The organism is Saccharothrix variisporea (assembly GCF_003634995.1).
Taxonomy (GTDB): Bacteria; Actinomycetota; Actinomycetes; order Mycobacteriales; family Pseudonocardiaceae; genus Actinosynnema; species Actinosynnema variisporeum.
Map to the genome: position 1 here is coordinate 3231237 of NZ_RBXR01000001.1, position 22373 is coordinate 3253609.

Genomic DNA, 22373 nt, shown 5'->3' on the forward strand with positions numbered 1-22373 from the left:
GGACCGGACGGTGGCGGCGCGGTGGCCGCCCAGCCGCCGCACGACAACGTCGACAAGGAGTGACATGAGCCGGATCACGGCACGGCGTCGACTGGGCTTGGCGGCCCTGGCGACGCTGACCCTGGGGGGCACTCTGGGCGGTGTGGCGCAGCCGGCGGCCGCGGCACCCGTCAGCGACCCCGTCCTGTTCTGGAACGACGTGCTGCTGGAGGTCTTCAGAGACGAAGGCGGAGCGCCGACGCCGATGGCCAGAGGCGGCGCGATGGTGCACGCGGCGATCTACGACGCCGTCAACTCCATCACGCCCATCGGCAAGCCCTACCTCTACCAGACCACTGCGCCCAACGCCTCCGTGCGGCACGCCGTCGCCTACGCCGCGCATGACACCCTGGTGGCCGCCTTCCCGGGCGTCGACTTCAGCGACGACCTCGCCGACGCCCTCGACGGCGCTCCGGACAGCGGCAACGGCAAGGCCGTCGGCCAGGCCGCCGCTGCCGCGATGATCGCCGCGCGCTCGGGTGACGGGTCCGCCGACACCACCGCCTACCAGGTCGGCACCCAGCCCGGCCAGTGGCGCCCCACCGGACGGGCCGGCGCCGCCACCCTGAACTGGGGCCTGGTGAAGCCGTTCACCGCCACGTCCGCGACGCAGTTCCGGCCCTCGCCGCCCGCCGGGTACGCCACCCTGCCCGAACTGCTGGCAAGCCCGGAGTACGCGGCGCAGGTGAACGAGGTGAAGAGCCTGGGCAGCGCCGGTTCCACCACCCGCACCGCCGAGCAGACCCGGATCGCGCACTTCTGGGCCAACGACCTCGACGACACCTACAAGCCGCCGGGCCAGCTCTTCGCCCACACCCAGATCGTGGCCCGGCAACGCGGGCTCGGCACCGCCGAGAAGGCCCGGCTGTTCGCGCTCGTCGCACTCGTCATGGGCGACGCGGGCATCGTCGCCTGGGACGCCAAGTACCAGACCGCGATCGACCTGTGGCGACCGGAGTCGGCCATCCGGCTCGCCGACACCGACGGCAACCCGGCCACCACCGCGGACCCGAACTGGCAGCCGCTGTCCCCGGACGCGGACGGCAACCGCTGGTCACCGCCGTTCCCCGCCTACGTCTCCGGGCACGCCACCTTCGCGGGCGCGTGGGCGGGCGCGATGCAGGCCTACTTCGGCACCGACGCCGTCACCTTCACCGCCACCACCGAGGACCCGTACGCGGTCGGGGTGACCCGGACGTTCACCACGTTCAGCGCCGCCGCGCGCGAGAATGCCCGCAGCCGCGTCTACCTCGGGGTGCACTACCAGTTCGACGCCGACAGCGGCCTGGCCGCCGGTACCGCGCTCGCCCAGCACGCCGCGAGCACGTTCCTGCGCGCCTGACCGGACCACCCGCGCCCGGCTCCCCCGGGCGCGGGTGGTGTCACGGCAGGTTGGTGACCAGTTCCGCGGCCGGGATCCGGGTGCCGGTGTAGAACGGGATCTCCTCGCGCACGTGCCGCCGTGCCTCGGTCCCGCGCAGGTGGCGCATGAGGTCCACGATCCGGTGCAGCTCGTCGGCCTCGAAGGCCAGGATCCACTCGTAGTCGCCCAGCGCGAACGACGCCACGGTGTTGGCCCGCACGTCCGGGTAGTCCCGCGCCTCCTTGCCGTGGTCCGCCAGCATCCTGCGGCGGTCCTCGTCGGGCAGCAGGTACCACTCGTAGGACCGCACGAACGGGTACACGCACACGTACTTGCGCGGGTCCTCGCCGGCCAGGAACGCCGGGATGTGGCTGCGGTTGAACTCGGCCGGGCGGTGCAGGGCGACCTGGCTCCAGACCGGGGTGGACGCGCGGCCCAGCGGGGTGCGGCGGAAGCCGGTGTAGGCGGCCTGGACCTGTTCGATCTCCTCGGCGTGCCACCAGATCATGAAGTCCGCGTCGGCGCGCAGGCCCGCCACGTCGTACACCCCGCGCACCACGACGCCCTTGGACTCCAAGCCGTCGAGGTAGGCCTGGGTCTCGGCGGCGGCCGGGCCGCGGTCCTCCGGGAGGCGTCCCGGCTCGACGCGGAAGACCGACCACATGGTGTAGCGGATGGTGTCGTTGAGCTCGTTGTAGTTCAGGCGGGCCATGTCCCCATCCTCTCACTCACCGGACGCGGCCGAGGACGTGCGCCGCGACACGTGCCGCCGCCGCGTCGCCGGTGGCGATGCACGCGGGGATGCCCACGCCGTGCAGCGTGGCGCCGGCCACGGCCAGGCCGGGGACCTCGGCGACGGCGTCCTCGATGCCGCGCACGACGTCCAGGTGGCCGACGCCGTACTGGGGCAGGCCGCCGCCCCACCGGGTGACCAGGGTGTCGATCGGGGTGGCCGTGATGCCGGTCAGCTCGCGCAGGTCGTCGCGGACCGCGCGGACCAGGTCCTCGTCGTCGCGCTGGAGGACACCCACGTCGCCGTGCCGGCCGACGCTGCCGCGCACGAGCACCGGTTCGCCGGCCAGGTGCGACCACTTGCGACTGGAGTAGGTGAACGCCTTGGCGCTGAACGGGGTTCCGTCGGCGTGCCGCTCGCCCTCGGCCAGCAGCGTGCCGGACCGGTCGGGCAGCTCGGTGCCCGGCGGCAGGGCCAGCGCGACCACGGCCATGGACGCCAGTTCGACCTTCGCGTACTCCTTCGACGCGGCCGGGGCGACGTCGGCGAGCAGTTTGCGCGCGGAGGGCGCGGGGACGGCCAGCACCACGCCGTCCACGTCCAGGACCTCCGGGTTGGTCGGGGTGCCGATCTCCAGGCGCCAGTCGTGCTCGCGGCGGATCACCGCGCGCACGGGCAGGCCCAGGCGGACTTCCGCCGCCGACGCGGCGACCAGACCGTCGACCAGAGTGGACAGTCCGGCGGAGAGGGTGCCGAAGACCGGGGCCGGGGTGGTGTGCGGCTGGGGTGGGGCGGGCATGGTCGTGGCGGCGGCGGCCAGCAGCGAGCCGACGCCGGAGTCCAGCGCCGTGGCCAGTTGCGGCATGGTGGCGCGCAGGCCCAGGCCGTCCGCGCGGCCCGCGTAGACACCGCCCAGGAGGGGACCGACCAGGCGGTCCGGGACCTCGGGGCCGAAGCGGGCCCGCAGCAGCGCGCCCACCGAGACGTCCCCGCCGTCCAGGCGGATCGGGGGCAGGGTGGGTTCGTCCTCGACCCGCTTGAGCCCCGCCGGGCTGAGGACCTGCCGCACGGCCTCGACCGACGCGGGCACGCCCATCAGCGTGTGCGCCGGGACGGACCGCAGCTCCCCCGCCGCGCGGATCGCCGAGGGCGACCGGGTGGGGTGCACGACCTGCTCGCCCAGGCCCAGTTCGGCGACCAGTTCCCGGGCCTCGGGCCGGCGGTGCAGGAACGCCTCCGCGCCCACGTCGTAGCGCCGGCCGCCGACCTCGGCGGTGCGCAGCTTGCCGCCCAGCCGGTCGGCCTGCTCCAGCACCGTGATGCGGGCCTGGGGTCCGAGCAGGCAGCGCAGCCGGTGCGCGGCGGCCAGGCCGGAGATCCCGCCCCCGACCACCGCCACGTGGAGCGTTCTCATCGTGTCCGGTGCACCCACTCGACGGCCTTGGTGATCGCGTCCGGGTCGGTGTCGGGCAGCACCCCGTGGCCGAGGTTGAAGATGTGCCCGGCGGCGGCCCGGCCCTCCTCGACGATCCGGTCGATCTCGCGGCGCACCGCGGTTTCGCCGGCGAACAGCAGCGCCGGGTCGAGGTTGCCCTGCACGACCGGCTTGGGCAGGTGCGGCGCGGCCTCCTGGAGGCGGCGCACGGCCACGTCCAGCGGGGTGCGCCAGTCGACGCCGACGACGTCCGCGCCGGCCTCGCGCATGGCGGGCAGCAGTTCGCTGGTGCCGACGCCGAAGTGGATGCGCGGCACGGTCGTCACGCTCTCCAGCACCCGCTTCGAGTGCGGCAGGACGTACGCGCGGTAGTCGCGCTCGGACAGCGCGCCCGCCCACGAGTCGAACAGCTGCACCGCCTTGACGCCCGCCTCGACCTGCACCCGCAGGAACTCGGCGGTGATGTCGGCGATCCGGGACAGCAGCGCGTGCCACAGCTCCGGGTCGGCGTGCATGAGCGCCTTGGTGCGCTCGTGGTGCTTGGACGGACCGCCCTCGACCAGGTAGGAGGCCAGCGTGAAGGGCGCGCCCGCGAACCCGATCAGCGGCACGTCGCCCAGGTTGGCGTTGAGCAGCTTCACCGCGTCCGCGACCGGCTGCACCTGGTGCGCTTCCAGCAGCGGGATGCGGTCGACGTCGTCGCGGGTGGTGACGGGCTTGGCGACCACCGGACCGGTGCCGGGCACGATGTCCAGGTCGACACCGGCGGCCTTGAGCGGCACCACGATGTCGGAGAACAGGATCGCGCCGTCCACGTCGTGGCGGCGGACCGGCTGGAGGGTGATCTCGCAGACCAGCTCGGGGTCCATGCACGCGTCGAGCATCGCCGTGCCCGCGCGGACCTTGCGGTACTCGGGCAGCGAGCGCCCCGCTTGGCGCATGAACCAGACCGGGGTCCGCGACGGCGTGCCGCCGCGAGCGGCGACGAGCAGCGGTGCGGTGGTGTTGTCACTCATCTCGTTTTCCATGCTCCCACGCTCGGCCCCCGCGACGCCGCCCGGTCCCGGCGTGCCGCGCTCACCCAGTGGGGGCAGAAGGGCATACAGTCCCCAGATGTGACCGGACAGGCGGAGCCCGAACTGTTCCGGCGGGCGGTGGCGACGCTCAAGTCGGTGCGAACCCGACCCGAGCTGGAGCTGACCGAGGTGCGCCCGCCGCAGCGACTCGCGCCTTGGGCGTTCGCGCTGACCGCCGAGGCGACGGGCCCGGCCGACGAGCTGTCCACCGGCCGCCTGGTGCTGCTGCACGACCCGGAGGGCGTGGAGGCGTGGTCGGGCGTGTTCCGCTTGGTCGCGTACGTGCGGGTGGAGCTGGACCCCGAACTGGCCACCGACCCCCTGCTGCCCGAGGTGGGCTGGTCGTGGCTGGTGGAGGCCCTGGAGGTGGCCGGCGCGCAGTTCCTGGCCCTGGGCGGCACGGTGACCCAGACCTCGTCCGCCCGCTTCGGCGACATCGCCGGCCCGGCCCGGACCGACGACCTGGAGCTGCGGGCGTCCTGGACGGCCCGGGACGCCGAACTGGCCGCGCACGGCAGCGCGTTCTACGACGTCATGGCCACCGCGGTCGGCTTGCCGCCGGTGGGCGTGAGCACCATCCGCTGATCCCCCTTGTCCCACTCCGCACCAGTGCGGTTTGACCTTCTAGGACGCTTGTCCTAGGGTCGTTCTAGGACAAGCGTCCTAGACGCGGCGGGCAGGAGGGGTCGATGAGTTCCACGGTGACCCGGAGCCGCATCGTCGAGGTCGCGGACCGGCTCTTCTACCAGCACGGATACCTGCACACGTCGTTCGCCGACATCGCCGCCGCCGTCGGCCTGTCGCGCGGCAACTTCTACTACCACTTCAAGTCCAAGGACGCGATCCTCGACGCGGTGCTGGAGTCCCGGGTGGACGCCACCCGCCGGACGCTGCGCGACTGGGAGACGTCGAACGACTCCCCGGCGGACCGCATCATGCGGTTCGTCGAGATCGTCGTCACCAACGGCGCCGACATCCGGCGGCACGGCTGCCCGGTCGGCACGCTCACCACCGAACTGGCCAAGCTCGACCACGCCCTGCACGACCGGGCCCGCGAGCTGTTCACCCTGTTCCGCACGTGGCTGCGCGACCAGTTCGTGCTGCTCGGCCACGCCGGGCAGGCCGACGAACTGGCCATGCACGTGCTCACCTTCAGCCAGGGCGTGGCGGTGCTGTCCAACGCCTTCCGCGACGAGGCGTACGTCTCGCGGGAGGTCGACCGGATGCGCGACTGGCTGAGCACCTACACGAGATGAGAGAACCGGATGTTCGTCGTCCTGCTCCGCTTCACCGACAACAAGGCCGCCGCCGGGCAGCACATGGAGGGCCACGTGGAGTGGCTCCGACGCGGCCTGGACGACGGGGTCTTCCTGCTGGCGGGCAGCCTCCAGCCCGGCCTGGGCGGCGCGGTCCTGGCAGAGGGCACGTCGCGGAACGAACTGGAGCAGCGGGTGGCCGGTGACCCGTTCGTCGCGGAGGGGATCGTGACCGCGGAGGTGCTCGAGGTCTCCCCCGGCATGGCGGACGAACGGCTGAGCTTCCTGCTGGCCTCGCGCTAGTCGTTGTCGCGCAGCACGCGCAGGGCGTTGGCGCCGGCGAGCTTGGTGCAGTCCTCCTCGCTCCAGCCCCGGTCCAACAGCGCCCCGAACAGGACCGGGTAGGTCGAGACGTCCTCCAGCCCCTCCGGCTGCACCCTCACCCCGTCGTAGTCGCCGCCCAGGCCGATGTGGTCGATGCCGGCCACCTCGCGGGCGTGGTCGAGGTGGGCCACGACGTCCTCGACGGTCACGTGCGGGGTCGGGCCGCCGGCCGTCCAGCCGGACGCGAAGCGGTGGCGGGCGTCGAGGTCGTTGTGGTTCTCGCCGGCCTCGGTCATGGCTTCCTTCAGGCGCGCGTCCCACTCGGCGTAACGCTGGGACACGAAGTGGGGCACGAAGGTCACCATGCACACCCCGCCGTTGTCTTTGAGGCGTTCGAGCACGTCATCGGGCACGTTGCGGGGGTGGTCGGCGACCGCGCGGCAGGACGAGTGGGTGAACATGACCGGCCGGGAGGTCGCGTCCAGGGCCGCGTTCATGGTCGACGGGGCCACGTGGGACAGGTCCACGACCATGCCGACGCGGTTCATCTCCCGGACCACCTCGACACCGAACGGAGTCAGCCCGCCGTGCACGGGTTCGTCCGTGGCCGCATCCGCCCAGGGGGTGTTCTCGTTGTGCGTGAGGGTCATGTACCGGACGCCCAGCCGGCGCAGGGCCCGCAGCACGCCCAGCGACGAGTTGACGCTGTGCCCTCCTTCGGCCCCGATCAGGGACGCCAACCGGCCGGACGCGAACACCGCCTCGGCCTCGTCGGCGGTCGTGGCCAGGCCGAGGAGGTCGGGGTAGCGGGCGCACAGCTCGTGGACCAACTCCACCTGCTCCAGGACGGCGGTCACGGCTGCGTCGCCCGCGAGGCGGCACGGGACCCACACGGACCAGAACTGGACACCCAGCCGGCCCTGCCGAGACCGCAAAAAGTCGGTCTGGAGTGCTGGTTGGAGGTGCCGGAGGTCGGCGGCGGAGGCCCAGTCGCCCACGTTCGGCGGCGTTGACTTTTCACCGAATTGCCCCTCGGCGTACACCTCGCGCAACGCCCACGGCAGGTCGTTGTGCCCGTCCACCAGTGGCACGCGGGCCAGCAGTTCCTCGGCTCGGGCTCGACCTGTGGTGCTCGACACCGACAACTCCTGTCTGTCGTCGTGAGACGGACTCGCGTTACACGCCCTCTTCAGATGTCAGCCGATCGTGTGACAACGGGGGCCATCAGTGACAACTCGTTCGGGATAGATACCCGATTGATCGTCCCGTAGACCCGCTTGGGCGGCTACGCTGCCCCAGACGACACCACTTTCGGTCGATCAGTGGCGCGGCTGATTGGACGAAAGTCCCGGTGCCGGTCGGGGGGCACGACCGACTCCAGGGAGGTAGTGACGTGGCTGCCGTCGGCTTAGGTCAGGCCGTTCGTACCACGCCAGCCGGCTCGTTGCCGGCGAACATGGTCCCGCACCCGCGGGAGGAGCTTTTTTCAGTGCTGGTGGTCGACGACCACCCACTGCTGAGGGAGGCGATAAGCGCCCGGTTGACCCAGATGGGAGCCGGGACTGTGCATGAGGCGGCTTCGGTCGCGGAGGCTCGGGCGCGGGCACTCGCAACCGGACCGTGCGATCTCGCGATCCTCGATCTGGGTCTGCCGGATGGCACCGGCATCGACCTGGTCACGGAACTCCGTGCCCAGGGCTGGCCCCGCATCGTGGTCCTCGCGTCCTCCGACGACCCCTACGCGGTCAGGTCGGCCTTCCAGGCGGGCGCCCAGGCGTACCTCCTGAAGTCCGCCTCGCCGATGGTGGTCACCGACGGGGTGCGCAGGGTCCTCGACGGCGGCGTCTACGCGGATCCGAGCGTCGCGCCCGTCCTCGCGGCGGGCACCCGGGTACCGGGCACCGACAACACGCCGCGGGAGCTGTCCGCGCGTGAGGTCGAGGTCCTCCAGCTGGTCGCCGATGGCCAGAGCAACAAGGAGATCGGCGAAGCGCTCAGCCTTTCCGCGCTGACGGTGAAGAGCCACCTGTCGCGGATCGGGCGCAAGCCGGGAACCGGGGACCGGGCCCAGATGGTCGCGCTGGCCATGCGTGCCGGCGTGATCCGCTGACCGGGTCGCCACGCTGAACGGGCCGAACACACCCGCGAGTGGTGCGTTCGTCGTAGGGTCTTCCGCCGTGGACGTACCCTCCGACGAGCCGACCGACCCAACCGGGGCTGATCCGGTCCCGCTGACGGAACCCGCTGATGGGGTTCCGCCGGTGGTGGCCGACGCCCAGGCGCTCCGGCGTGCCGCTGACGCGCTCGCCGGAGCATCGGGTCCGGTCGCTGTGGACACCGAGCGAGCCTCGGGCTACCGCTACTCGCAACGTGCCTACCTGGTGCAACTGCGCCGGGAGGGCGCCGGGACCGTGCTGGTCGACCCGATCGCCCTGGGCGGTCGGCTCGACCCGCTGGTCGAGGCGCTGGACGGGACCGAGTGGGTGTTGCACGCGGCGTCGCAAGACCTGCCGTGCCTCGCCGAACTCGGCCTGCGTCCGAGCGCGCTGTTCGACACCGAGCTGGCGGGCAGGCTGGCCGGCTTCGAACGGGTGGCGTTGGGCACGCTCGTCGAGCGACTGCTCGGCTACAGGCTGGAAAAGGGGCACGGCGCGGCCGACTGGTCGCGCCGTCCCCTGCCGGCCGACTGGTTGAACTACGCGGCGCTGGACGTCGAGCTGCTCGTGGAGCTGCGCGACGTCCTGGAGCAGGAGCTCAAGCGCCAGGGCAAGCTGGAGTGGGCGCTGGAGGAGTTCGAGGCCGCCCGCACCGCCCCGCTGCCCAAACCGAGGTCCGAGCCGTGGCGCCGGACGTCGGGCATTCATCGTGTCCGCAGTCCCCGCCAGCTGGCCGCCGTGCGGTCGCTGTGGGAGACGCGGGACGCGCTGGCCCGTGAACGCGACATCGCACCGGGCCGCGTCCTCCCCGACAGCGCCTTGATCGAGGCCGCCGTCCGCAACCCCGCCGACGAGGCCGCGCTGCTGGCGCTGCCGGTCTTCCGGGGCCGGGCGCAGCGCCGCATGGTCACGTTGTGGCTGGGCGCCCTGCAACGCGCCGCGGCCCTCCCCCGCGCCGAACTCCCCGACCCCGCGCAGCAACACGACGGCCCACCGCCGGCGAACCGCTGGGCGGACAAGGACCCGGCCGCGGCGGCCCGGTTGGCGGCGGCTCGGGTGGCCCTGACGGCCGTGGCCGACGCCAACACCCTGCCGGTGGAGAACCTGCTGCTGCCGGACCTGGTGCGGCGGACGTGCTGGCAGCCGCCGGAGGACACGTCGGTCGAGGGCGTGGCAGCCGTGCTGCGCGAGGGCGGGGCACGGAACTGGCAGGTCGAGTTGACCGCCGCGGCACTCTCGCAGGCCCTGAGCGCGAAACCCGCCTGACGCCCGCCGGCCCGGGCCGCAGCGATCCTGCGGCGGCCCGGCCGGTCGACTCCCCCGGCGGCACTCAGCTGCACTCAGGCGTGGCCTCCGGCCCCCGTCTCGATCATCGCACGAGCCACCGACAATTCCGGCGGCTCGGCTCTCAGCAGTTCCGCTCGTCGGCGGCGGGATCAGCGGGGACGGGACCAGCGGCGGCTTGAGCTTGGTCGCGGGCGTAGCGGATGCCGGAGGCCTCTCGGCGGGCCAGGCGGCGGACGGCGGCGAAGGCCGCGTCGCCCAGCACGGTGCCCAGGACGACGATCTCCATGGCCGCGTCCTTCGTCGGCCCGCTCAACGCGTAGTCCAAGTCCTGCTCCGCCAACGGCCGCGCCGCACGCGCGTACCCCTCCAACTGCCCCAAGAACGACTCGTGCCCCAACTCCCGCGCGGTCGCGATGACGTGGACCAGGGACTGGAAGGCGTCCGATTCCGGCCGGTAGGCCCACCCCTGCCCCTCGACGAACGCCCGGGCCTCGGCGTGCGCCACCTCGTCGGTCGGCGCGGCCCCGGTGCCGACGACCGCCCGCTCGACCGTCCCCATCGCCTTGTGCAAGGACTTCTCCGGGTCGTCCAGCGCACCCAGGACGTCCCGCACCGCCGCGATCGACAGCCCCCCGGCCTCCACCAGCGCCCGCACCAGCCTCAGCCGGTGCAGGTGCGCCTCCCCGTACCGGGCCTGGTTGGGGCTGGTCAGCTCGCCCGCGGGCAGCAAGCCCTCCCGCAGGTAGTACTTGATCGTCGGCACGGGCACGCCGGTCCGGCGGCTCAGTTCCGCGATGCGCATGCGTCCTCGATCCCGCTCGAAGAGCCCGAAGCTGAGAAGGCTCTCAGTTTGGACAGTGTAACTATCCGATAGTAGAAAGTTCCGCTATCCATATGGAGCCGTCATGCTGACCCGCTTCCTCCGGTGGCACCCGCCGCTGATGCTCTTCTCCCTGCTCATGGGCGCCCTCGCCCTCGCGAGCGCGGTCGGCCTGGTGGTCGACGACCGAATCCTGGTCGGCTCGCCGATCTGGTTCAAACCGTTCAAGTTCGGCATCTCCCTCGCCCTCTACGGGGTGGCCCTCGCCTGGATGCTCACCCAGGCCACCCGCCTGAAGAAGCTCGGCTGGTGGGCGGGCACCGTCCTCGCCCTCGGCGGCACGGCCGAGATGGTGATCATCGTCGGTCAGGTCCTGCGCGGCCGGCGCAGCCACTTCAACGTGGCCACGGACTTCGACGCGACGCTCTGGGTCGTCATGGCGGGCACCATCCTCGTCGTCTGGGTCATGCACGCGATCATCGCCCTCGTCCTGGCCTTCTCGCGCTTCACCAACCGGCCCGCCGGCCTCGCGATCCGCCTCGGCCTGGGCATCGCGCTCGTCGGCCTCGCCCTCGGCCAGCTGATGGCCGGGCAGGACAGCGGGATCGAGGGCATCGCCGGCGCGCACAGCGTGGGCGTCCCCGATGGCGGCCCCTACATGCCGGTCACGGGCTGGAGCACAGCCGGCGGCGACCTCCGGATCCCGCACTTCGTCGGCATCCACGCCCTCCAGGCCCTGCCCCTCCTGGTCGTCCTGCTCGGCCGCCGCGCGAACACCCGCGTCGTCTGGGTCGCCGCCGCGAGCTACCTCGGCCTGACCGCCCTGACCACCTGGCAGGCCCTGCGCGGCCAGCCGCTGCTGCGACCCGACTCGGCCACGTGGACCGCATTCCTGCTCCTCGTCACGGCGACCGTCCTCGCGGGAGCCTGGGCACTGCGCACCAAGCCGAGCACGACACCGAGCACGCCACCGCGCACCACCGAGACCGAGACCGAGGAGCCCGTGGCCGCATGAGCCAGTTCCTGTTCGACCTCGCCTTCCCGCTCACCGTCCCGTTCTGGGCGCTGATGGTGTTCGCCCCGAAGTGGCGCTGGACGCACCGGATCGCGTCCTCGCCGCTGATCGCCGTGCCCCTGCTGGTCGTCTACACGGTCCTGGTCGCCGGGCACCTGCCGGAGTTGTGGGCGACGATGAGCAGCCCGAGCTTCGAAGGGCTCCAGACCTTCCTCGGCACCGACTGGGGCACCTCGGCGGTCTGGGCCCAGGTGCTCGCCTGGGACCTGCTCATCGGCGCGTGGATCTACCGGGAGGGTCGTCGGCTGAACCTGCACCCGCTGCTGGTGGGACCCCTGCTGGTGTTCACGATCATCCTGTCCCCGTTCGGGTTCGTACTCTTCCTGATCATCCGGGCGTTCTGTGACACACCCGACAGGGCGACCACAGTGGTTACCGGCGAGTAACAGGGTCTAGAGTTGCAGTTACCGATCGGTAGGAGTCGCGCCCCGCCCGATCGGCGGGATGAAACGTCACCACAAGTAGAGGAGACGCCGTGGCCGCACCAGTAGCGCCGGCACGCGTTCGAAACGTGGTCTTCGTGGACGGCGTGCGGACGCCGTTCGGCAAGGCCGGCCCCAAGGGAATCTTCGCGGAGACCCGTGCCGACGACCTGGTGGTCAAGGTGATCCGCGAGCTGCTGCGCCGCCACCCCGAGCTGCCGCCGGAGCGGGTGGACGAGGTCGCCATCGCGGCCACCACCCAGACCGGTGACCAGGGCCTGACCATCGGCCGGACCGCGGCGCTGCTCGCGGGCCTGCCCAAGTCGGTGCCCGGCTACGCCATCGACCGCATGTGCGCGGGCGCGATGACCGCCGTCACCACCGCCGCCAGCGGCATCGCGTTCGGCGCGTACGACGTGGTCATCGCGGGCGGTGTCGAGCACATGGGCCGGCACCCGATGGGCGAGGGCGTCGACCCCAACCCGCGGTTCCTGGCCGACAAGCTGGTCGACCCGTCCGCGCTGGTCATGGGCAACACGGCGGAGAACCTGCACGACCGGTACCCGCACATCACCAAGGAGCGCACCGACGCGTACGCCGCGGCCTCCCAGGCCAAGTACGCCGACGCGCTGAAGAACGGCAAGATCGGCCCCGAGCTGGTGCCGGTCGCCACGCGCTCCGCCGAGCACGGCTGGGGCCTGGCCACCGCCGACGAGCCGCCGCGCCCGGGCACCACGGTCGAGGACCTGGCCAAGCTCAAGACGCCGTTCCGCCCCCACGGCCGGGTCACCGCGGGCAACGCGGCCGGTCTGAACGACGGCGCCACCGGCTGCATCCTGGCCGACGAGGAGACCGCGAACGAGCTGGGGCTGCCCATCGGCATGCGCCTGGTCGGCTACTCGTTCATGGGCGTCGAGCCCGAGGTCATGGGCGTCGGCCCGGTGCCCGCGACGGAGAAGGCCCTCAAGCGCGCGGGCCTGACCATCGACGACATCGGCCTGTTCGAGATCAACGAGGCGTTCGCCGTGCAGGTGCTCGCCTTCCTCGACCACTTCGGCATCGCCGACGACGACCCCCGCGTCAACCAGTGGGGCGGCGCGATCGCGACCGGCCACCCGCTGGCGTCCTCGGGCGTGCGCCTGATGACCCAGCTCGCCCGACAGTTCGCCGAGCGGCCGGACGTGCGCTACGGCATCACCACCATGTGCATCGGCATCGGCATGGGCGGGACCGTGATCTGGGAGAACCCGCACTGGAACGGAGAAGCCAAGTGACCACGTTGACCGCTGACGAGGCCAAGGCCCTCTTTCCCGACGAGGTCGTCACCCACGCCAAGACCCGCCTGGTCTCCGTACCGGGGCTGGCCGGCCCGGTCGCGCTGATCACGCTGGACAACGGCCACGACCACACCCGGCCGTCCACGTTCGGCCCGCAGTCGCTGGTGAGCCTGAACGCCGCCTTCGACGAGGCCGCGGCGGCGTCGCCGGTGGCCATCGCGGTGACCGGCAAGCCGTTCATCTTCGCCGTGGGCGCGGACCTGACCGCCGTCGAAGGCGCGTCGGCCCGCGAGCAGGCGCTGACCATCGGCAAGCTCGGCCACGACGTGTTCCGCAAGTTCACCGAGTCGACCATCCCGACCTTCGCCTTCGTCAACGGCGCGGTCATGGGCGGCGGCCTGGAGCTGGCGCTGTCGTGCCACTACCGGACGCTGGCGGCCAACGCGGCGGCCATCGCGCTGCCCGAGGTGTTCCTGGGCCTGTTCCCGGGCTGGGGCGGCACGCAGCTGCTGCCCAACCTGATCGGCGCGAACGACGCGGTCACCGTGATCTTCGAGAACGCGCTGAACCAGAACAAGATGCTCAACCCCAAGCAGGCCTTGGACCTGGGCATCGCGGACGTGCTCTTCGAGTCGGCCGACTACCTCGAGCAGTCGCTGCTGTGGCTGTCGAAGGTCGTCAACGGCGAGATCGTCCCCACGCGCAAGGAGATCGACCGCGGCGAGGCGTGGGACAAGGCCGTGGCCCGTGCTCGCGCGATCGTCGAGGGCAAGACCAAGGGCGCGGCCCCCGGTGCCCTGAAGGCGCTGGAACTGCTGGAGCTGGCCCGCGAGAACGACCTCGACCGCGGCTACGCGGCCGAGACCGAGGCGCTGGCCGACGTCGTGATGAGCGACGAGCTGCGCGCGGGCCTGTACTCGTTCAACCTGGTGCAGAAGCGCGCCAAGCGGCCCGCCGGCGCGCCGGACAAGTCGCTGGCCCGCAAGGTCACCAAGGTCGGCATCGTGGGCGCGGGCCTGATGGCCTCGCAGATGGCGCTGCTGTTCGCGCGTCGGCTGGAGGTGCCGGTCGTGCTGACCGACATCGACCAGGCGCGCGTGGACAAGGGCGTCGGCTACGTCCACGGCGAGATCGACAAGCTGCTCGGCAAGGGCCGCGTGTCGCAGGACAAGGCCAACCGCCTCAAGGCGCTGGTGTCCGGCTCGCTGGACAAGGCCGCGTTCGCCGACGCCGACTTCGTCATCGAGGCCGTGTTCGAGGACCTGGGCGTCAAGCAGAAGGTGTTCGCCGAGGTCGAGGAGCACGTGTCGCCGGAGGCGGTGCTGGCCACCAACACCTCCTCGCTGTCCATCACGGACATGGCGTCGGGCCTCAAGCACCCCGAGCGGGTCGTGGGCTTCCACTTCTTCAACCCGGTCGCGGTCATGCCGCTGCTGGAGATCGTCCGCGCGGCGCAGACCGACGACGCGACGCTGGCCACCGCCTTCGCGGTGGGCAAGCAGCTGAAGAAGTCGTCCGTGCTGGTCAAGGACGCGCCGGCGTTCGTGGTGAACCGGCTGCTGACCCGGTTCATGGGCGAGGTCGTGAAGTCCATCGACGAGGGCACCCCGTTCGAGGTGGCGGACAAGGCGACCGAGTCGCTGGGCCTGCCGATGTCCCCGCTGGTGCTGCTGCAACTGGTCGGCGCACCGGTCGCGCTGCACGTGGCCGAGACCATGAACCGCGCGTTCCCGGACCGCTTCGGCGTGTCGGAGAACATGAAGGCGTTCGTGGCCGCGGGCAAGAACGCGGTGTGGCAGTGGGACAACACGGGCAAGCAGACCGTCGACCCCGAGGTGCAGGCGCTGTGGCAGTTCGGCGACAAGCCCCTGACCGGTGAAGAGGTCAAGGCGCGGGCGCTGGAGGCGCTGGCCGAGGAGATCCGCCTCATGCTGGACGAGGGCGTGGTCGCCGAGGCGCAGGACATCGACCTGTGCATGATCCTGGGCGCGGGCTGGCCGTTCTGGCTGGGCGGCATCACCCCGTACCTGGACCGCTCGGGCATCTCGGAGAAGGTGACCGGCAAGCGGTTCCTGGCTCCGGGCGTGGCTTCGGTCCCGGCCTGACCCGTTCCACCCTTCGCGCCCGGTCATCCCCCATCGTGGGACGGCCGGGCGCGTTGCGTTATCAGCAGTTCCCCCCAGCGAGTGCCAACGACCGCGCAGCCGGGTGAGGATCACTCACACCCGTTTCCGGTTGCCCGATCTTGGGTCGCATGACCCCACACCGCCGAAGAACCCGAGCCCGCCGCCGTCGCCCCGACCCCCTGCGCGTGGAGGAACTGGTCGCCTTCCTGCGCACCGACCGAGGCTGGCGCGAGGAGGTGGCGCGCCGCCTGGTGTCCCGCCTGGACCAGCGCCTGGTCCGATCCGTGCGGTCCTGGGGCTGCCGCCCCATCGCGCACGTGGCCGAGGAGCTGGACAGCCAGGCCTGCGTAGACCTGGGCCCGAGCGCGCCCTACCAACTGGCCAAGGCCGTCTACGGCGAGGTACACCTGCGCGGAGCAGCCCGCCTCCGCCACACCGCCCGCAGCCTGCGCGTGCTGGGCGTGTACCTGTGCGGCAACGACCTGGCCCAATGCCCGTGCACCGTCGCCCTGGCCCGCGACCCCCAACAGGACCAGGTGGACCGCGTAGTCACCGGCGCCCTGGACGGCGCCGGCTTCTAGCGCCAGCCTCGGCGCGAGCGCTGCCAGCGCGAGCCTCGGCGCGAGCGCTGCCAGCGCGAGCCTCGGCGCGAGCGCTGCCAGGGCGGGCGCAGCCAGGGCGGGCACCGGCGGCGTGGGCTTCCTGTGCGGGCGTGGGCGCGGGCGGCGCGAGACGCGGCCTGCACGGGATGCGGGCGGAGCGAGCGGCGCAGGGCAAGCGGCGCGGCTAGCGGGGGCGTTTGGTGCGGGGGCGTTTGGTGCGGGCGCGACTAGTGCGGGCGCTGCGGGCGCGGGTTTCTCGCGCGGGCGAGCACAGGCAGGCAGGCGAGCGGGCGAGAGCAGGCGGGCGCGGGCAGGCGGGCGCGGGCGCGGCTAGCGCGGGTGGACGCCGATCACCTCGACCACCCGGTCCAGGCCGGTGAAGTCCTTGACGTTGCTGGTCAGCACCGGCATCCCGTGCGCCGCCGCCGTGGCCGCGATCTGGAGGTCCATCCGGCGCGGGCGGGGGCTGCGCCCCGAGCGGCGGACCAACGCCGCCAGGGTGCCGTACACCTTCGCCGCCGCCAGGTCGAAGGGCAGGACGTCGAACCGGTCCAGGGCCGCGTAGTAGCGCTCGGTGCGGGCGAAGCGCTCGACCGGGTCGTCCACGTCCAGGCCGTACGCCAGTTCCGCCGCCGTGACCGCGCTGATCACCGGTTCCGCCCGCGCCAGCTCGCCGAAGTCGATCTCCTCCAGCCGGATCACCACACAGGTGTCCAGCAGGATCCGGCTCACCTGCGCCACGGGTCGTCCAGCGGGTCGTCCGCGCCGAACACCGCGTCGTCGGCCCGGCGGTCGGCGTTCCAGCGGTCGAGGTCGACCGGCGGCAGCTTGCGGAACTCCGCCTGCACCTCGGCCAGCGTGCGGCGCGGCCGAGCGCCTTCGGACACGTGCGGCACCAGGTCCGCCACCGGCTTGCCGTTGCGGGTCACGACGAAGCTCTCCCCCGCCTCGACGCGCCGCATGATCTCGGCGTTGTCGTTGCGGAGCTCGCGCTGACCGATCGTTGCGACACCCATGCCACAATCGTACCCGTAGTGCTACACGGGTGCTACACGTTTCGATCGTCACCGGTCCGGGCACAACCGACTACTATGGGTGATATCCGAGTCGGGACGTCCGGCTGGCGCTACCCCCAGTGGCGCGGCGACTTCTACCCGCGCGGCCTCCAGCAGCGCCTGGAGCTGGACTTCCTGTCCCGCGTCCTGACCACGGTCGAGCTCAACGGCCCGTTCTACGGCCTGCGCAACCCCAACGACTACACGTCCTGGCACACGCGCACGCCCGAGGACTTCGTGTTCGCCGTGAAGGCCCACCGCGAGATCACCCACAACCGCCGATTACGGGACGTGGCGGAGCCGGTCGCCGAGTTCCTCGACTCGGGCGTGCGCGACCTGGGCGACAAGCTCGGCCCGATCCTCTGGCAGCTCCCGCCGACCCTGCCCTGGAAACCCGACCGCTTCAAGGCCTTCGCGGACCTGCTGCCCACCGACCTCCGCCACGCGCTGGAGGTCCGCCACCGCTCCTGGCTGGTGCCGGAGGTGACGGACCTGCTGCGGGACCGGGGGATCGCCCTGGTGGTCGCCGAGTCGGCGGGCCGCTTCCCCGAACCGGAGGAGGTCACCGCCGACTTCGTCTACGTCCGCCTGCACGGCGACAAGGAGCTGTACGTGAGCCAGTACTCCGACGAGTCCCTGGACCGCTGGGCGACCAAGATCCGCTGGTGGTCCCGCACGAAGGACGTCTACGTGTACTTCGACAACACCATGAACGGCGCAGCACCCCACGACGCCCGCGCCCTCGCGGCTCGCCTCTCCTAGAGCCTGGGCACGCGGTCCAGCTCGATGCCGAAGTACTCGCGGTGCGCCTCGACGATCCCGGCGTCGTCCAGGACCTCCTCGCGCCGCTCACCCCCGGAGGTGATGATCAGCTTGTCCCCCGCCACCGTGACCCGCCCGTCGCCGGTGGGCAGCGAACAGGTCGCACCGCGGCGGAAGTGCGAACCCGGCCACGTCTGCTGGTACCAGCACGTGGCCCGGAACTCCGCCAGCTCGCGCGCCCGCGACTCCAGCCGGTACTGCACGACCCCGTCGAACAGCACGTCCACGTCCCCCTCGGGCGCGTCGACCAGCCGGAACACGCCCACGGGGTCGCGCTGGTCCGCTCGACTGGTCAGGTCGAGGGGCTTCAACGTGAACCGGCCGAACCCCACGTCCACCAGCAGGTCCCCGACCCGCAGCGCCATGTGGCCGAACGGCGGGCCGAAGACGCCGTCGGTGAACACCTTGGCGGACAACATCTCCACCTCGTACCCGAGCGCGGTCAGCAGCGCGGCGAAGGCCCCGTTCAACTCGTAGCAGAACCCGCCCCGCCGACGCCGCACGACCTTGTCCACCAGCGCGCCCTCGGTCAGCTCGATCGCCTCCCCGAGGTGGATGCTCAGGTTCTCGAACGGCACCGCGCGCAGGTGCCGTTCGTGCAGTTCGGCGAGGGTGCTGGAGCGGGTCGCGCCGATCCGGTCGAGGTAGGCGTCGAGCGTCTGGTCGTCCATGTCGCACAACTTGCACCCTTGAGCGCACTGGAGGTCAATAGGAGCATGATCCGCATCGGCACGTCCGGGTGGCTGTACCCGCCGTGGCGGGGCGTGTTCTACCCGAAGGGCCTGCCGCACCGGCGCGAGCTGGAGCACCTGTCGCGCAAGGTGAACTCGGTCGAGCTGAACGGGACGTTCTACTCGCTGCAACGCGAGTCCAGCTTCCGGTCGTGGTACGCGCAGACCCCGGACGACTTCCTGTTCGCGGTCAAGGGCGGCCGGTTCATCACGCACATGAAGCGGCTGCGCGACCCGGAGCAGGCCCTGTCGAAGTTCTTCGAGTCCGGCGTCTTCCTCCTGGGCCACAAACTCGGCCCGTTCCTGTGGCAACTCCCGCCGACCCTCCAGTTCGACCCCGTCCTCCTGGCCGACTTCTTCGCCCACCTCCCCCGCACCCACGACGGCCGACCGCTGCGGCACGCCCTGGAGGTCCGGCACGAGTCCTTCCGCGGCGACGCGTTCCCGGAGCTGCTGCGCGAGCACGACATCGCGCTCGTCATCGCCGACACCGCGAACAAGTTCCTGTACCTGGAAGACGTGACAGCGGACTTCGTCTACATCCGCCTGCACGGCGAGGAGGAGCTGTACGTCAGCGGCTACACCGACGAGTCCCTGGACCGCTGGGCGACGAAGATCCGGACGTGGTCGGCCACCCACGACGTCTACGTCTACTTCGACAACGACGCCAAGGTCATGGCCCCGCGCGACGCCATCGCCCTGGCCACCCGCCTCGACGTCGACTGGCCGCCCCCGGACCCCACCCACACAATCAGGTGAACCAGGCCCCGCCGACCCGACACGACTCCCCGGAACCCCGGACGCTGACCCGGTGGAGGTGCCCACCATGACGACCCGCAGCCTGCTGACCACCTTGGTGCTCACCGCAGCCGCCCTGGCGTCCAGCGGCACAGCGTCGGCCCGCCAACCGGACACATCCACGTGCGACCGAGGCGATTTCTGCGCATGGCCCGGCACGAACTACACCGGCCGCCCGGCCCGCCTGGACCTGGAGACCGCGAACCCCGGCGAGTGCATCCCCCTGCCGAACGGCCTGGTCGCCCGCTCGTTCGTCAACAACCTGACCCGCGACGCCACGGTGTACCAGGGGGCGACCTGCTCGACGGAGGCGGAGTTCACGACGTACCCGGGCAAGGGCACCTACGTCCCGGACGCCCCGTTCGTCGTCCGCGCCATCGAAGTCTGGGGCCCTTGACGAGCACGAACCGACTCGCACGACGATTTCCCGCGCCGAATTCACGAAAAAGCATTGTGCGCCACCCGACCAACCGGGCATACTCGATCCGACACCGACGAGACCGGGAGTGGAAGTGATGACGACCAAGCGCGGTTCGCAGTTCCACCTCGGCCGGGAGCGTTGCGCCTCCCGAGGTCCCCTGGAGCGGTTCGCCCTGGTGGGAGCGGTTCTCCTGACGTGACGCGTAGCGCGTCGTCGCCGGGAGCCGCCCATCGGGAAACCGATCCGGGCGGCTTCTTCCATTTCGCGCCAATTCACCACACCGAATTCCGCGATTCGGTGTCCACGACCTTTCGGCACGTCCCCAAGGTGCAACTGGCTGCACACCCGACTGCTACTCGGGAGGGCCGGGTTCGAGTCCCGGTGGGGTGAGCACCCGTGCCCGACTGCCCACCCCCGCGTAATCGCTACACCCACGCTCCGGACGCCGCTGCCGCCTTGACGTAGTCCTCGAAGCGCCGTGGTTCGCGGCCCAGTGCTTCTTGCACGCCCGTCGACAGGTGGGCGTCGTGGCCGTCGCGGATCGCTGCCAGGGAGCCGGTCAGGACGGCCGCGTACTCCGGGGAGAAGCCGGCCTCGACCAAGTCCGCCGTGAACGGTTCCTCGGGCACGTCCACCGCCTTCACCTCGCGTCCCGACGCCTCGGCCACCATCGCCACCGCGTCGGGGAACGAGAGGGCCTCCGGGCCCGACAGCTCGTACGCCCGGCCCGCGTGCCCGTCCGAGGTCAACGCCGCCACCGCAACGTCGGCGATGTCCTGCGCGTCGATGAACGGGTGGCCGCCCGCGCCCATCGGCAGCGCGACCTCGCCGGACAGCACCATCGGGTGCAGGAAGTCCTCGGTGAAGTTCTGCTGGAACCACGTCGGCCGCAGGATCGTCCAGTCCACAGTGGACTCCCGCACCGCCGCCTCCCGGCGGTCCGACGGGTCGATGCCGCGCGCCGACAGCAGCACGATCCGTCTCACGCCCGCCGCGACGGCCGCGGGCACGAAGGCCTCCACCTCCGCCGCCTCGAGGTTGAGCGCGGGCGGGACCAGGTACACCGCCGAGACGCCCTCCAAGGCCGGCGCCCAGGTCGAGGTGTCGGACCAGTCGAAGCGGAACGCCGAGGAACGGGACACGGGACGGGCGGTCGCGCCGAGGCCGGCGGCCACGCGGCGGCCGGTCTTGCCGGTTGCTCCGAGCACCAGGGTCGTTGTCATGACGGCAAGCCTGTCAAGGTCGTGCTGGACGGAACATGGCCGAGACGCCCGATCGCATGTTCAATCGTCTACGTGGACGCTCTCACCGATCTGCTCCGCGGGGTCCGCGCGCAAGGCGCCCAGCTGTGCCGGTCCTTCGCCAGCCCGCCGTGGTCCCTGCGCTTCACCGCCGACGCGCCCCTGACGCTCGTGATGATCGCCGGTGCCGGCGGGTGGCTGGTCGTCGACGGCCACGAACCCGTGTGGCTGCGCGAAGGGGACGTGGGGCTGGTGCGCGGCCCGATCGCGTTCACCCTCGCCGACGACCCGGCCACCCCGCCCCAGCTGGACACCGCCGACGCCGACTGCGACCAGTGGCAGCTGGGCACCCGCACCTACGGCCTGGCCGACGACGGCGAGTCCGTCGTGATCACCGGCTGCTACGAGGTCGTCGGCAGCGTCTCCGACCGCCTGCTCAACGCCCTGCCGCAGGTCGTGGTCGTGCCCAACCCGGACGAGCCGTGCCCCGTGCTGGACCTGCTCAAGGCCGAGGTCGGCCGGGACCGGCCGGGCCAGGACACCCTCCTGGACCGCGCGCTGGACCTCATGCTCGTGGCCGCCCTGCGCGAGTGGTTCGAGCGCCCCGAGGCCAACCCGCCCGCCTGGTACGCGGCCCTGGGCGACCCGGTCGTCGGCCCGGCCCTGCGCGCGATCCACGACGACCCGGCCCGCGCGTGGACGGTGAGCGAACTGGCCGCGAAGGCCAACGTGTCCCGGGCGGCACTGGCCAGGCGGTTCACCGCGGCGGTCGGCGTGCCGCCCCTGACCTACCTGACCCAGTGGCGCATGACCGTCGCCGCGGACCTGCTCGCCCGGCCCGACGCGACTGTCGGATCGGTGGCCCGCGCGGTCGGCTACACCGACGGCTTCGCCTTCAGCACGGCGTTCAAACGGGTACGCGGTGTCCGGCCCAGCGACCACCGTGTGGTAGCTCTGCGGGCATGAGCAACCTGGACGACCTGCGCGACGCCCTGCGCCGCTTCGCCGCCGCCCGCGACTGGGACGCCTACCACACGCCGAAGAACCTGGTCATGGCGTTGTCGGCGGAGGTGGGCGAGCTGACCGACCTGTTCCAGTGGCTCACGCCCGAACAGGCCGCCAAGGCGATGGAGGACCCCGAGCTGGCGTGGAACGTGCGCGACGAGCTGGCCGATGTCGTGCACTACCTCGTGCGCCTGGCGGACAAGCTCGACGTGGACCTGGTCGAGGCCGCGTTCGCCAAGATCGAGCGCAACGAACGCCGCTTCCCGACGGGCGACCGACGACCGGCCGACCTCCGACCGGTCGAGTGAG

The 22373-nt window shown here is 71.7% G+C and carries 25 protein-coding genes and 1 tRNA gene; 17 read left to right on the top strand and 9 right to left on the bottom strand.

Annotated elements, in window-relative coordinates:
* Positions 1-64: 64 nt before the first annotated feature.
* Positions 65-1381 (top strand): vanadium-dependent haloperoxidase, encoded by a 1317-nt coding sequence (locus tag DFJ66_RS14125; RefSeq protein WP_121221516.1) that lies wholly within the window; start codon positions 65-67, stop codon positions 1379-1381.
* Positions 1382-1421: 40 nt separating this feature from the next.
* Here the strand turns inward: DFJ66_RS14125 and hemQ are convergent, their stop codons facing one another.
* From hemQ to hemE, 3 genes are read right to left on the bottom strand one after another with little or no spacing between them, the layout of a single operon-like run.
* Positions 1422-2114 carry a hydrogen peroxide-dependent heme synthase gene (gene hemQ, locus DFJ66_RS14130; protein ID WP_121221518.1) on the bottom strand — a complete coding sequence of 231 codons (693 nt, stop codon included), beginning with the start codon at positions 2112-2114 and terminating at the stop codon, positions 1422-1424.
* 16 nt (positions 2115-2130) lie between these two features.
* Entirely contained in the window at positions 2131-3549 is a 1419-nt protein-coding gene (gene hemG / locus DFJ66_RS14135; protein WP_121221520.1) for a protoporphyrinogen oxidase, read from the bottom strand.
* The gene (gene hemE, locus DFJ66_RS14140) at positions 3546-4598 is read right to left on the bottom strand and encodes a uroporphyrinogen decarboxylase (protein ID WP_121221522.1); all 1053 of its coding nucleotides are present in this window, start codon (positions 4596-4598) and stop codon (positions 3546-3548) included. Before hemE ends, hemG begins: the two co-directional genes overlap by 4 nt.
* 87 nt (positions 4599-4685) lie before the next feature.
* On the opposite strand from hemE, the gene DFJ66_RS14145 reads away from it, so the two are divergent.
* The 3 genes from DFJ66_RS14145 (at position 4686) to DFJ66_RS14155 (ending at position 6205) form a co-directional block, all read left to right on the top strand.
* Positions 4686-5231 (top strand): DUF3000 domain-containing protein, encoded by a 546-nt coding sequence (locus tag DFJ66_RS14145; protein ID WP_121221524.1) that lies wholly within the window; start codon positions 4686-4688, stop codon positions 5229-5231.
* A gap of 104 nt (positions 5232-5335) precedes the next feature.
* Complete coding sequence (locus DFJ66_RS14150; RefSeq protein WP_121221526.1) at positions 5336-5902, top strand: TetR/AcrR family transcriptional regulator; 567 nt, start codon at positions 5336-5338, stop codon at positions 5900-5902.
* 9 nt (positions 5903-5911) lie between these two features.
* A complete protein-coding gene (locus DFJ66_RS14155; RefSeq protein ID WP_121221528.1) occupies positions 5912-6205 on the top strand; it encodes a YciI family protein in 294 nt (97 codons plus the stop codon).
* Here the strand turns inward: DFJ66_RS14155 and DFJ66_RS14160 are convergent.
* A complete protein-coding gene (locus tag DFJ66_RS14160) occupies positions 6202-7365 on the bottom strand; it encodes a dipeptidase (RefSeq protein WP_121221530.1) in 1164 nt (387 codons plus the stop codon). The genes DFJ66_RS14155 and DFJ66_RS14160 overlap by 4 nt on opposite strands.
* Before the next feature lie 254 nt (positions 7366-7619).
* Between DFJ66_RS14160 and DFJ66_RS14165 the strand changes: the two genes are divergently transcribed.
* Positions 7620-8336: a response regulator gene (locus tag DFJ66_RS14165; RefSeq protein ID WP_121221532.1), complete on the top strand. Its 717-nt coding sequence runs from the start codon at positions 7620-7622 to the stop codon at positions 8334-8336.
* 67 nt (positions 8337-8403) lie between these two features.
* Positions 8404-9648, top strand: a complete 1245-nt coding sequence (locus DFJ66_RS14170; protein ID WP_121221534.1) for a ribonuclease D — start codon at positions 8404-8406, stop codon at positions 9646-9648.
* A gap of 142 nt (positions 9649-9790) precedes the next feature.
* On the opposite strand, the gene DFJ66_RS14175 is transcribed toward DFJ66_RS14170, so the two are convergent.
* Positions 9791-10471, bottom strand: a complete 681-nt coding sequence (locus tag DFJ66_RS14175; protein ID WP_121221536.1) for a MerR family transcriptional regulator — start codon at positions 10469-10471, stop codon at positions 9791-9793.
* Positions 10472-10574: 103 nt separating this feature from the next.
* Between DFJ66_RS14175 and DFJ66_RS14180 the strand changes: the two genes are divergently transcribed.
* From DFJ66_RS14180 to DFJ66_RS14200, 5 genes are all read left to right on the top strand, one after another.
* On the top strand, positions 10575-11504 hold the full coding sequence (locus DFJ66_RS14180; protein WP_211351153.1) for a hypothetical protein: 930 nt from the start codon (positions 10575-10577) through the stop codon (positions 11502-11504).
* The gene (locus tag DFJ66_RS14185) at positions 11501-11950 is read left to right on the top strand and encodes an ABA4-like family protein (RefSeq protein WP_121221539.1); all 450 of its coding nucleotides are present in this window, start codon (positions 11501-11503) and stop codon (positions 11948-11950) included. The genes DFJ66_RS14180 and DFJ66_RS14185 overlap by 4 nt, the downstream gene beginning before the upstream one ends.
* A gap of 89 nt (positions 11951-12039) precedes the next feature.
* Positions 12040-13260 carry a thiolase family protein gene (locus DFJ66_RS14190; RefSeq protein WP_121221541.1) on the top strand — a complete coding sequence of 407 codons (1221 nt, stop codon included), beginning with the start codon at positions 12040-12042 and terminating at the stop codon, positions 13258-13260.
* Positions 13257-15368, top strand: coding sequence for a 3-hydroxyacyl-CoA dehydrogenase NAD-binding domain-containing protein (locus DFJ66_RS14195; RefSeq protein WP_121221543.1), 2112 nt, complete (start codon positions 13257-13259; stop codon positions 15366-15368). Before DFJ66_RS14190 ends, DFJ66_RS14195 begins: the two co-directional genes overlap by 4 nt.
* A 149-nt stretch (positions 15369-15517) precedes the next feature.
* On the top strand, positions 15518-15970 hold the full coding sequence (locus DFJ66_RS14200; protein ID WP_121221545.1) for a hypothetical protein: 453 nt from the start codon (positions 15518-15520) through the stop codon (positions 15968-15970).
* Positions 15971-16321: 351 nt separating this feature from the next.
* Here DFJ66_RS14200 and DFJ66_RS14205 read toward each other — a convergent pair whose 3' ends face one another.
* Complete coding sequence (locus tag DFJ66_RS14205; protein WP_121221548.1) at positions 16322-16732, bottom strand: PIN domain-containing protein; 411 nt, start codon at positions 16730-16732, stop codon at positions 16322-16324.
* Complete coding sequence (locus tag DFJ66_RS14210) at positions 16720-17007, bottom strand: type II toxin-antitoxin system Phd/YefM family antitoxin (protein ID WP_121221550.1); 288 nt, start codon at positions 17005-17007, stop codon at positions 16720-16722. Before DFJ66_RS14210 ends, DFJ66_RS14205 begins: the two co-directional genes overlap by 13 nt.
* Positions 17008-17082: 75 nt before the next feature.
* On the opposite strand from DFJ66_RS14210, the gene DFJ66_RS14215 reads away from it, so the two are divergent.
* Positions 17083-17808, top strand: coding sequence for a DUF72 domain-containing protein (locus DFJ66_RS14215; protein WP_121221552.1), 726 nt, complete (start codon positions 17083-17085; stop codon positions 17806-17808).
* Here the strand turns inward: DFJ66_RS14215 and DFJ66_RS14220 are convergent.
* Entirely contained in the window at positions 17805-18539 is a 735-nt protein-coding gene (locus tag DFJ66_RS14220) for an arylamine N-acetyltransferase family protein (protein WP_121221554.1), read from the bottom strand. The genes DFJ66_RS14215 and DFJ66_RS14220 overlap by 4 nt on opposite strands.
* A gap of 45 nt (positions 18540-18584) precedes the next feature.
* On the opposite strand from DFJ66_RS14220, the gene DFJ66_RS14225 reads away from it, so the two are divergent.
* From DFJ66_RS14225 to DFJ66_RS14235, 3 genes are all read left to right on the top strand, one after another.
* Positions 18585-19358, top strand: a complete 774-nt coding sequence (locus DFJ66_RS14225) for a DUF72 domain-containing protein (RefSeq protein ID WP_121221556.1) — start codon at positions 18585-18587, stop codon at positions 19356-19358.
* A gap of 67 nt (positions 19359-19425) precedes the next feature.
* Positions 19426-19794 (top strand): peptidase inhibitor family I36 protein, encoded by a 369-nt coding sequence (locus DFJ66_RS14230; protein WP_121231155.1) that lies wholly within the window; start codon positions 19426-19428, stop codon positions 19792-19794.
* Positions 19795-20135: 341 nt separating this feature from the next.
* Positions 20136-20208: transfer RNA gene (locus DFJ66_RS14235), tRNA-Ser, on the top strand.
* A 35-nt stretch (positions 20209-20243) separates the two neighbouring features.
* Here DFJ66_RS14235 and DFJ66_RS14240 read toward each other — a convergent pair.
* Entirely contained in the window at positions 20244-21041 is a 798-nt protein-coding gene (locus DFJ66_RS14240; protein WP_211351155.1) for an NAD(P)H-binding protein, read from the bottom strand.
* 72 nt (positions 21042-21113) lie between these two features.
* Between DFJ66_RS14240 and DFJ66_RS14245 the strand changes: the two genes are divergently transcribed.
* Both DFJ66_RS14245 and DFJ66_RS14250 read left to right on the top strand, forming a co-directional pair.
* Entirely contained in the window at positions 21114-22025 is a 912-nt protein-coding gene (locus DFJ66_RS14245) for an AraC family transcriptional regulator (protein WP_121221558.1), read from the top strand.
* Entirely contained in the window at positions 22022-22372 is a 351-nt protein-coding gene (locus DFJ66_RS14250) for a nucleotide pyrophosphohydrolase (protein ID WP_121221560.1), read from the top strand. Before DFJ66_RS14245 ends, DFJ66_RS14250 begins: the two co-directional genes overlap by 4 nt.
* The last annotated feature ends 1 nt before the right edge of the window (position 22373 follow it).

Bases quoted from the DNA above. Each gene is read 5' to 3' on its own strand.
- DFJ66_RS14125 (WP_121221516.1), top strand. From the start codon at position 65: ATGAGCCGGATCACGGCACGGCGTCGACTGGGCTTGGCGGCCCTGGCG.
- hemQ (WP_121221518.1), bottom strand. From the start codon at position 2,114: ATGGCCCGCCTGAACTACAACGAGCTCAACGACACCATCCGCTACACC.
- hemG (WP_121221520.1), bottom strand. From the start codon at position 3,549: ATGAGAACGCTCCACGTGGCGGTGGTCGGGGGCGGGATCTCCGGCCTG.
- hemE (WP_121221522.1), bottom strand. From the start codon at position 4,598: ATGGAAAACGAGATGAGTGACAACACCACCGCACCGCTGCTCGTCGCC.
- DFJ66_RS14150 (WP_121221526.1), top strand. From the start codon at position 5,336: ATGAGTTCCACGGTGACCCGGAGCCGCATCGTCGAGGTCGCGGACCGG.
- DFJ66_RS14155 (WP_121221528.1), top strand. From the start codon at position 5,912: ATGTTCGTCGTCCTGCTCCGCTTCACCGACAACAAGGCCGCCGCCGGG.
- DFJ66_RS14175 (WP_121221536.1), bottom strand. From the start codon at position 10,471: ATGCGCATCGCGGAACTGAGCCGCCGGACCGGCGTGCCCGTGCCGACG.
- DFJ66_RS14180 (WP_211351153.1), top strand. From the start codon at position 10,575: ATGCTGACCCGCTTCCTCCGGTGGCACCCGCCGCTGATGCTCTTCTCC.
- DFJ66_RS14185 (WP_121221539.1), top strand. From the start codon at position 11,501: ATGAGCCAGTTCCTGTTCGACCTCGCCTTCCCGCTCACCGTCCCGTTC.
- DFJ66_RS14200 (WP_121221545.1), top strand. From the start codon at position 15,518: ATGACCCCACACCGCCGAAGAACCCGAGCCCGCCGCCGTCGCCCCGAC.
- DFJ66_RS14210 (WP_121221550.1), bottom strand. From the start codon at position 17,007: ATGGGTGTCGCAACGATCGGTCAGCGCGAGCTCCGCAACGACAACGCC.
- DFJ66_RS14215 (WP_121221552.1), top strand. From the start codon at position 17,083: ATGGGTGATATCCGAGTCGGGACGTCCGGCTGGCGCTACCCCCAGTGG.
- DFJ66_RS14220 (WP_121221554.1), bottom strand. From the start codon at position 18,539: ATGGACGACCAGACGCTCGACGCCTACCTCGACCGGATCGGCGCGACC.
- DFJ66_RS14225 (WP_121221556.1), top strand. From the start codon at position 18,585: ATGATCCGCATCGGCACGTCCGGGTGGCTGTACCCGCCGTGGCGGGGC.
- DFJ66_RS14230 (WP_121231155.1), top strand. From the start codon at position 19,426: ATGACGACCCGCAGCCTGCTGACCACCTTGGTGCTCACCGCAGCCGCC.
- DFJ66_RS14240 (WP_211351155.1), bottom strand. From the start codon at position 21,041: ATGACAACGACCCTGGTGCTCGGAGCAACCGGCAAGACCGGCCGCCGC.
- DFJ66_RS14250 (WP_121221560.1), top strand. From the start codon at position 22,022: ATGAGCAACCTGGACGACCTGCGCGACGCCCTGCGCCGCTTCGCCGCC.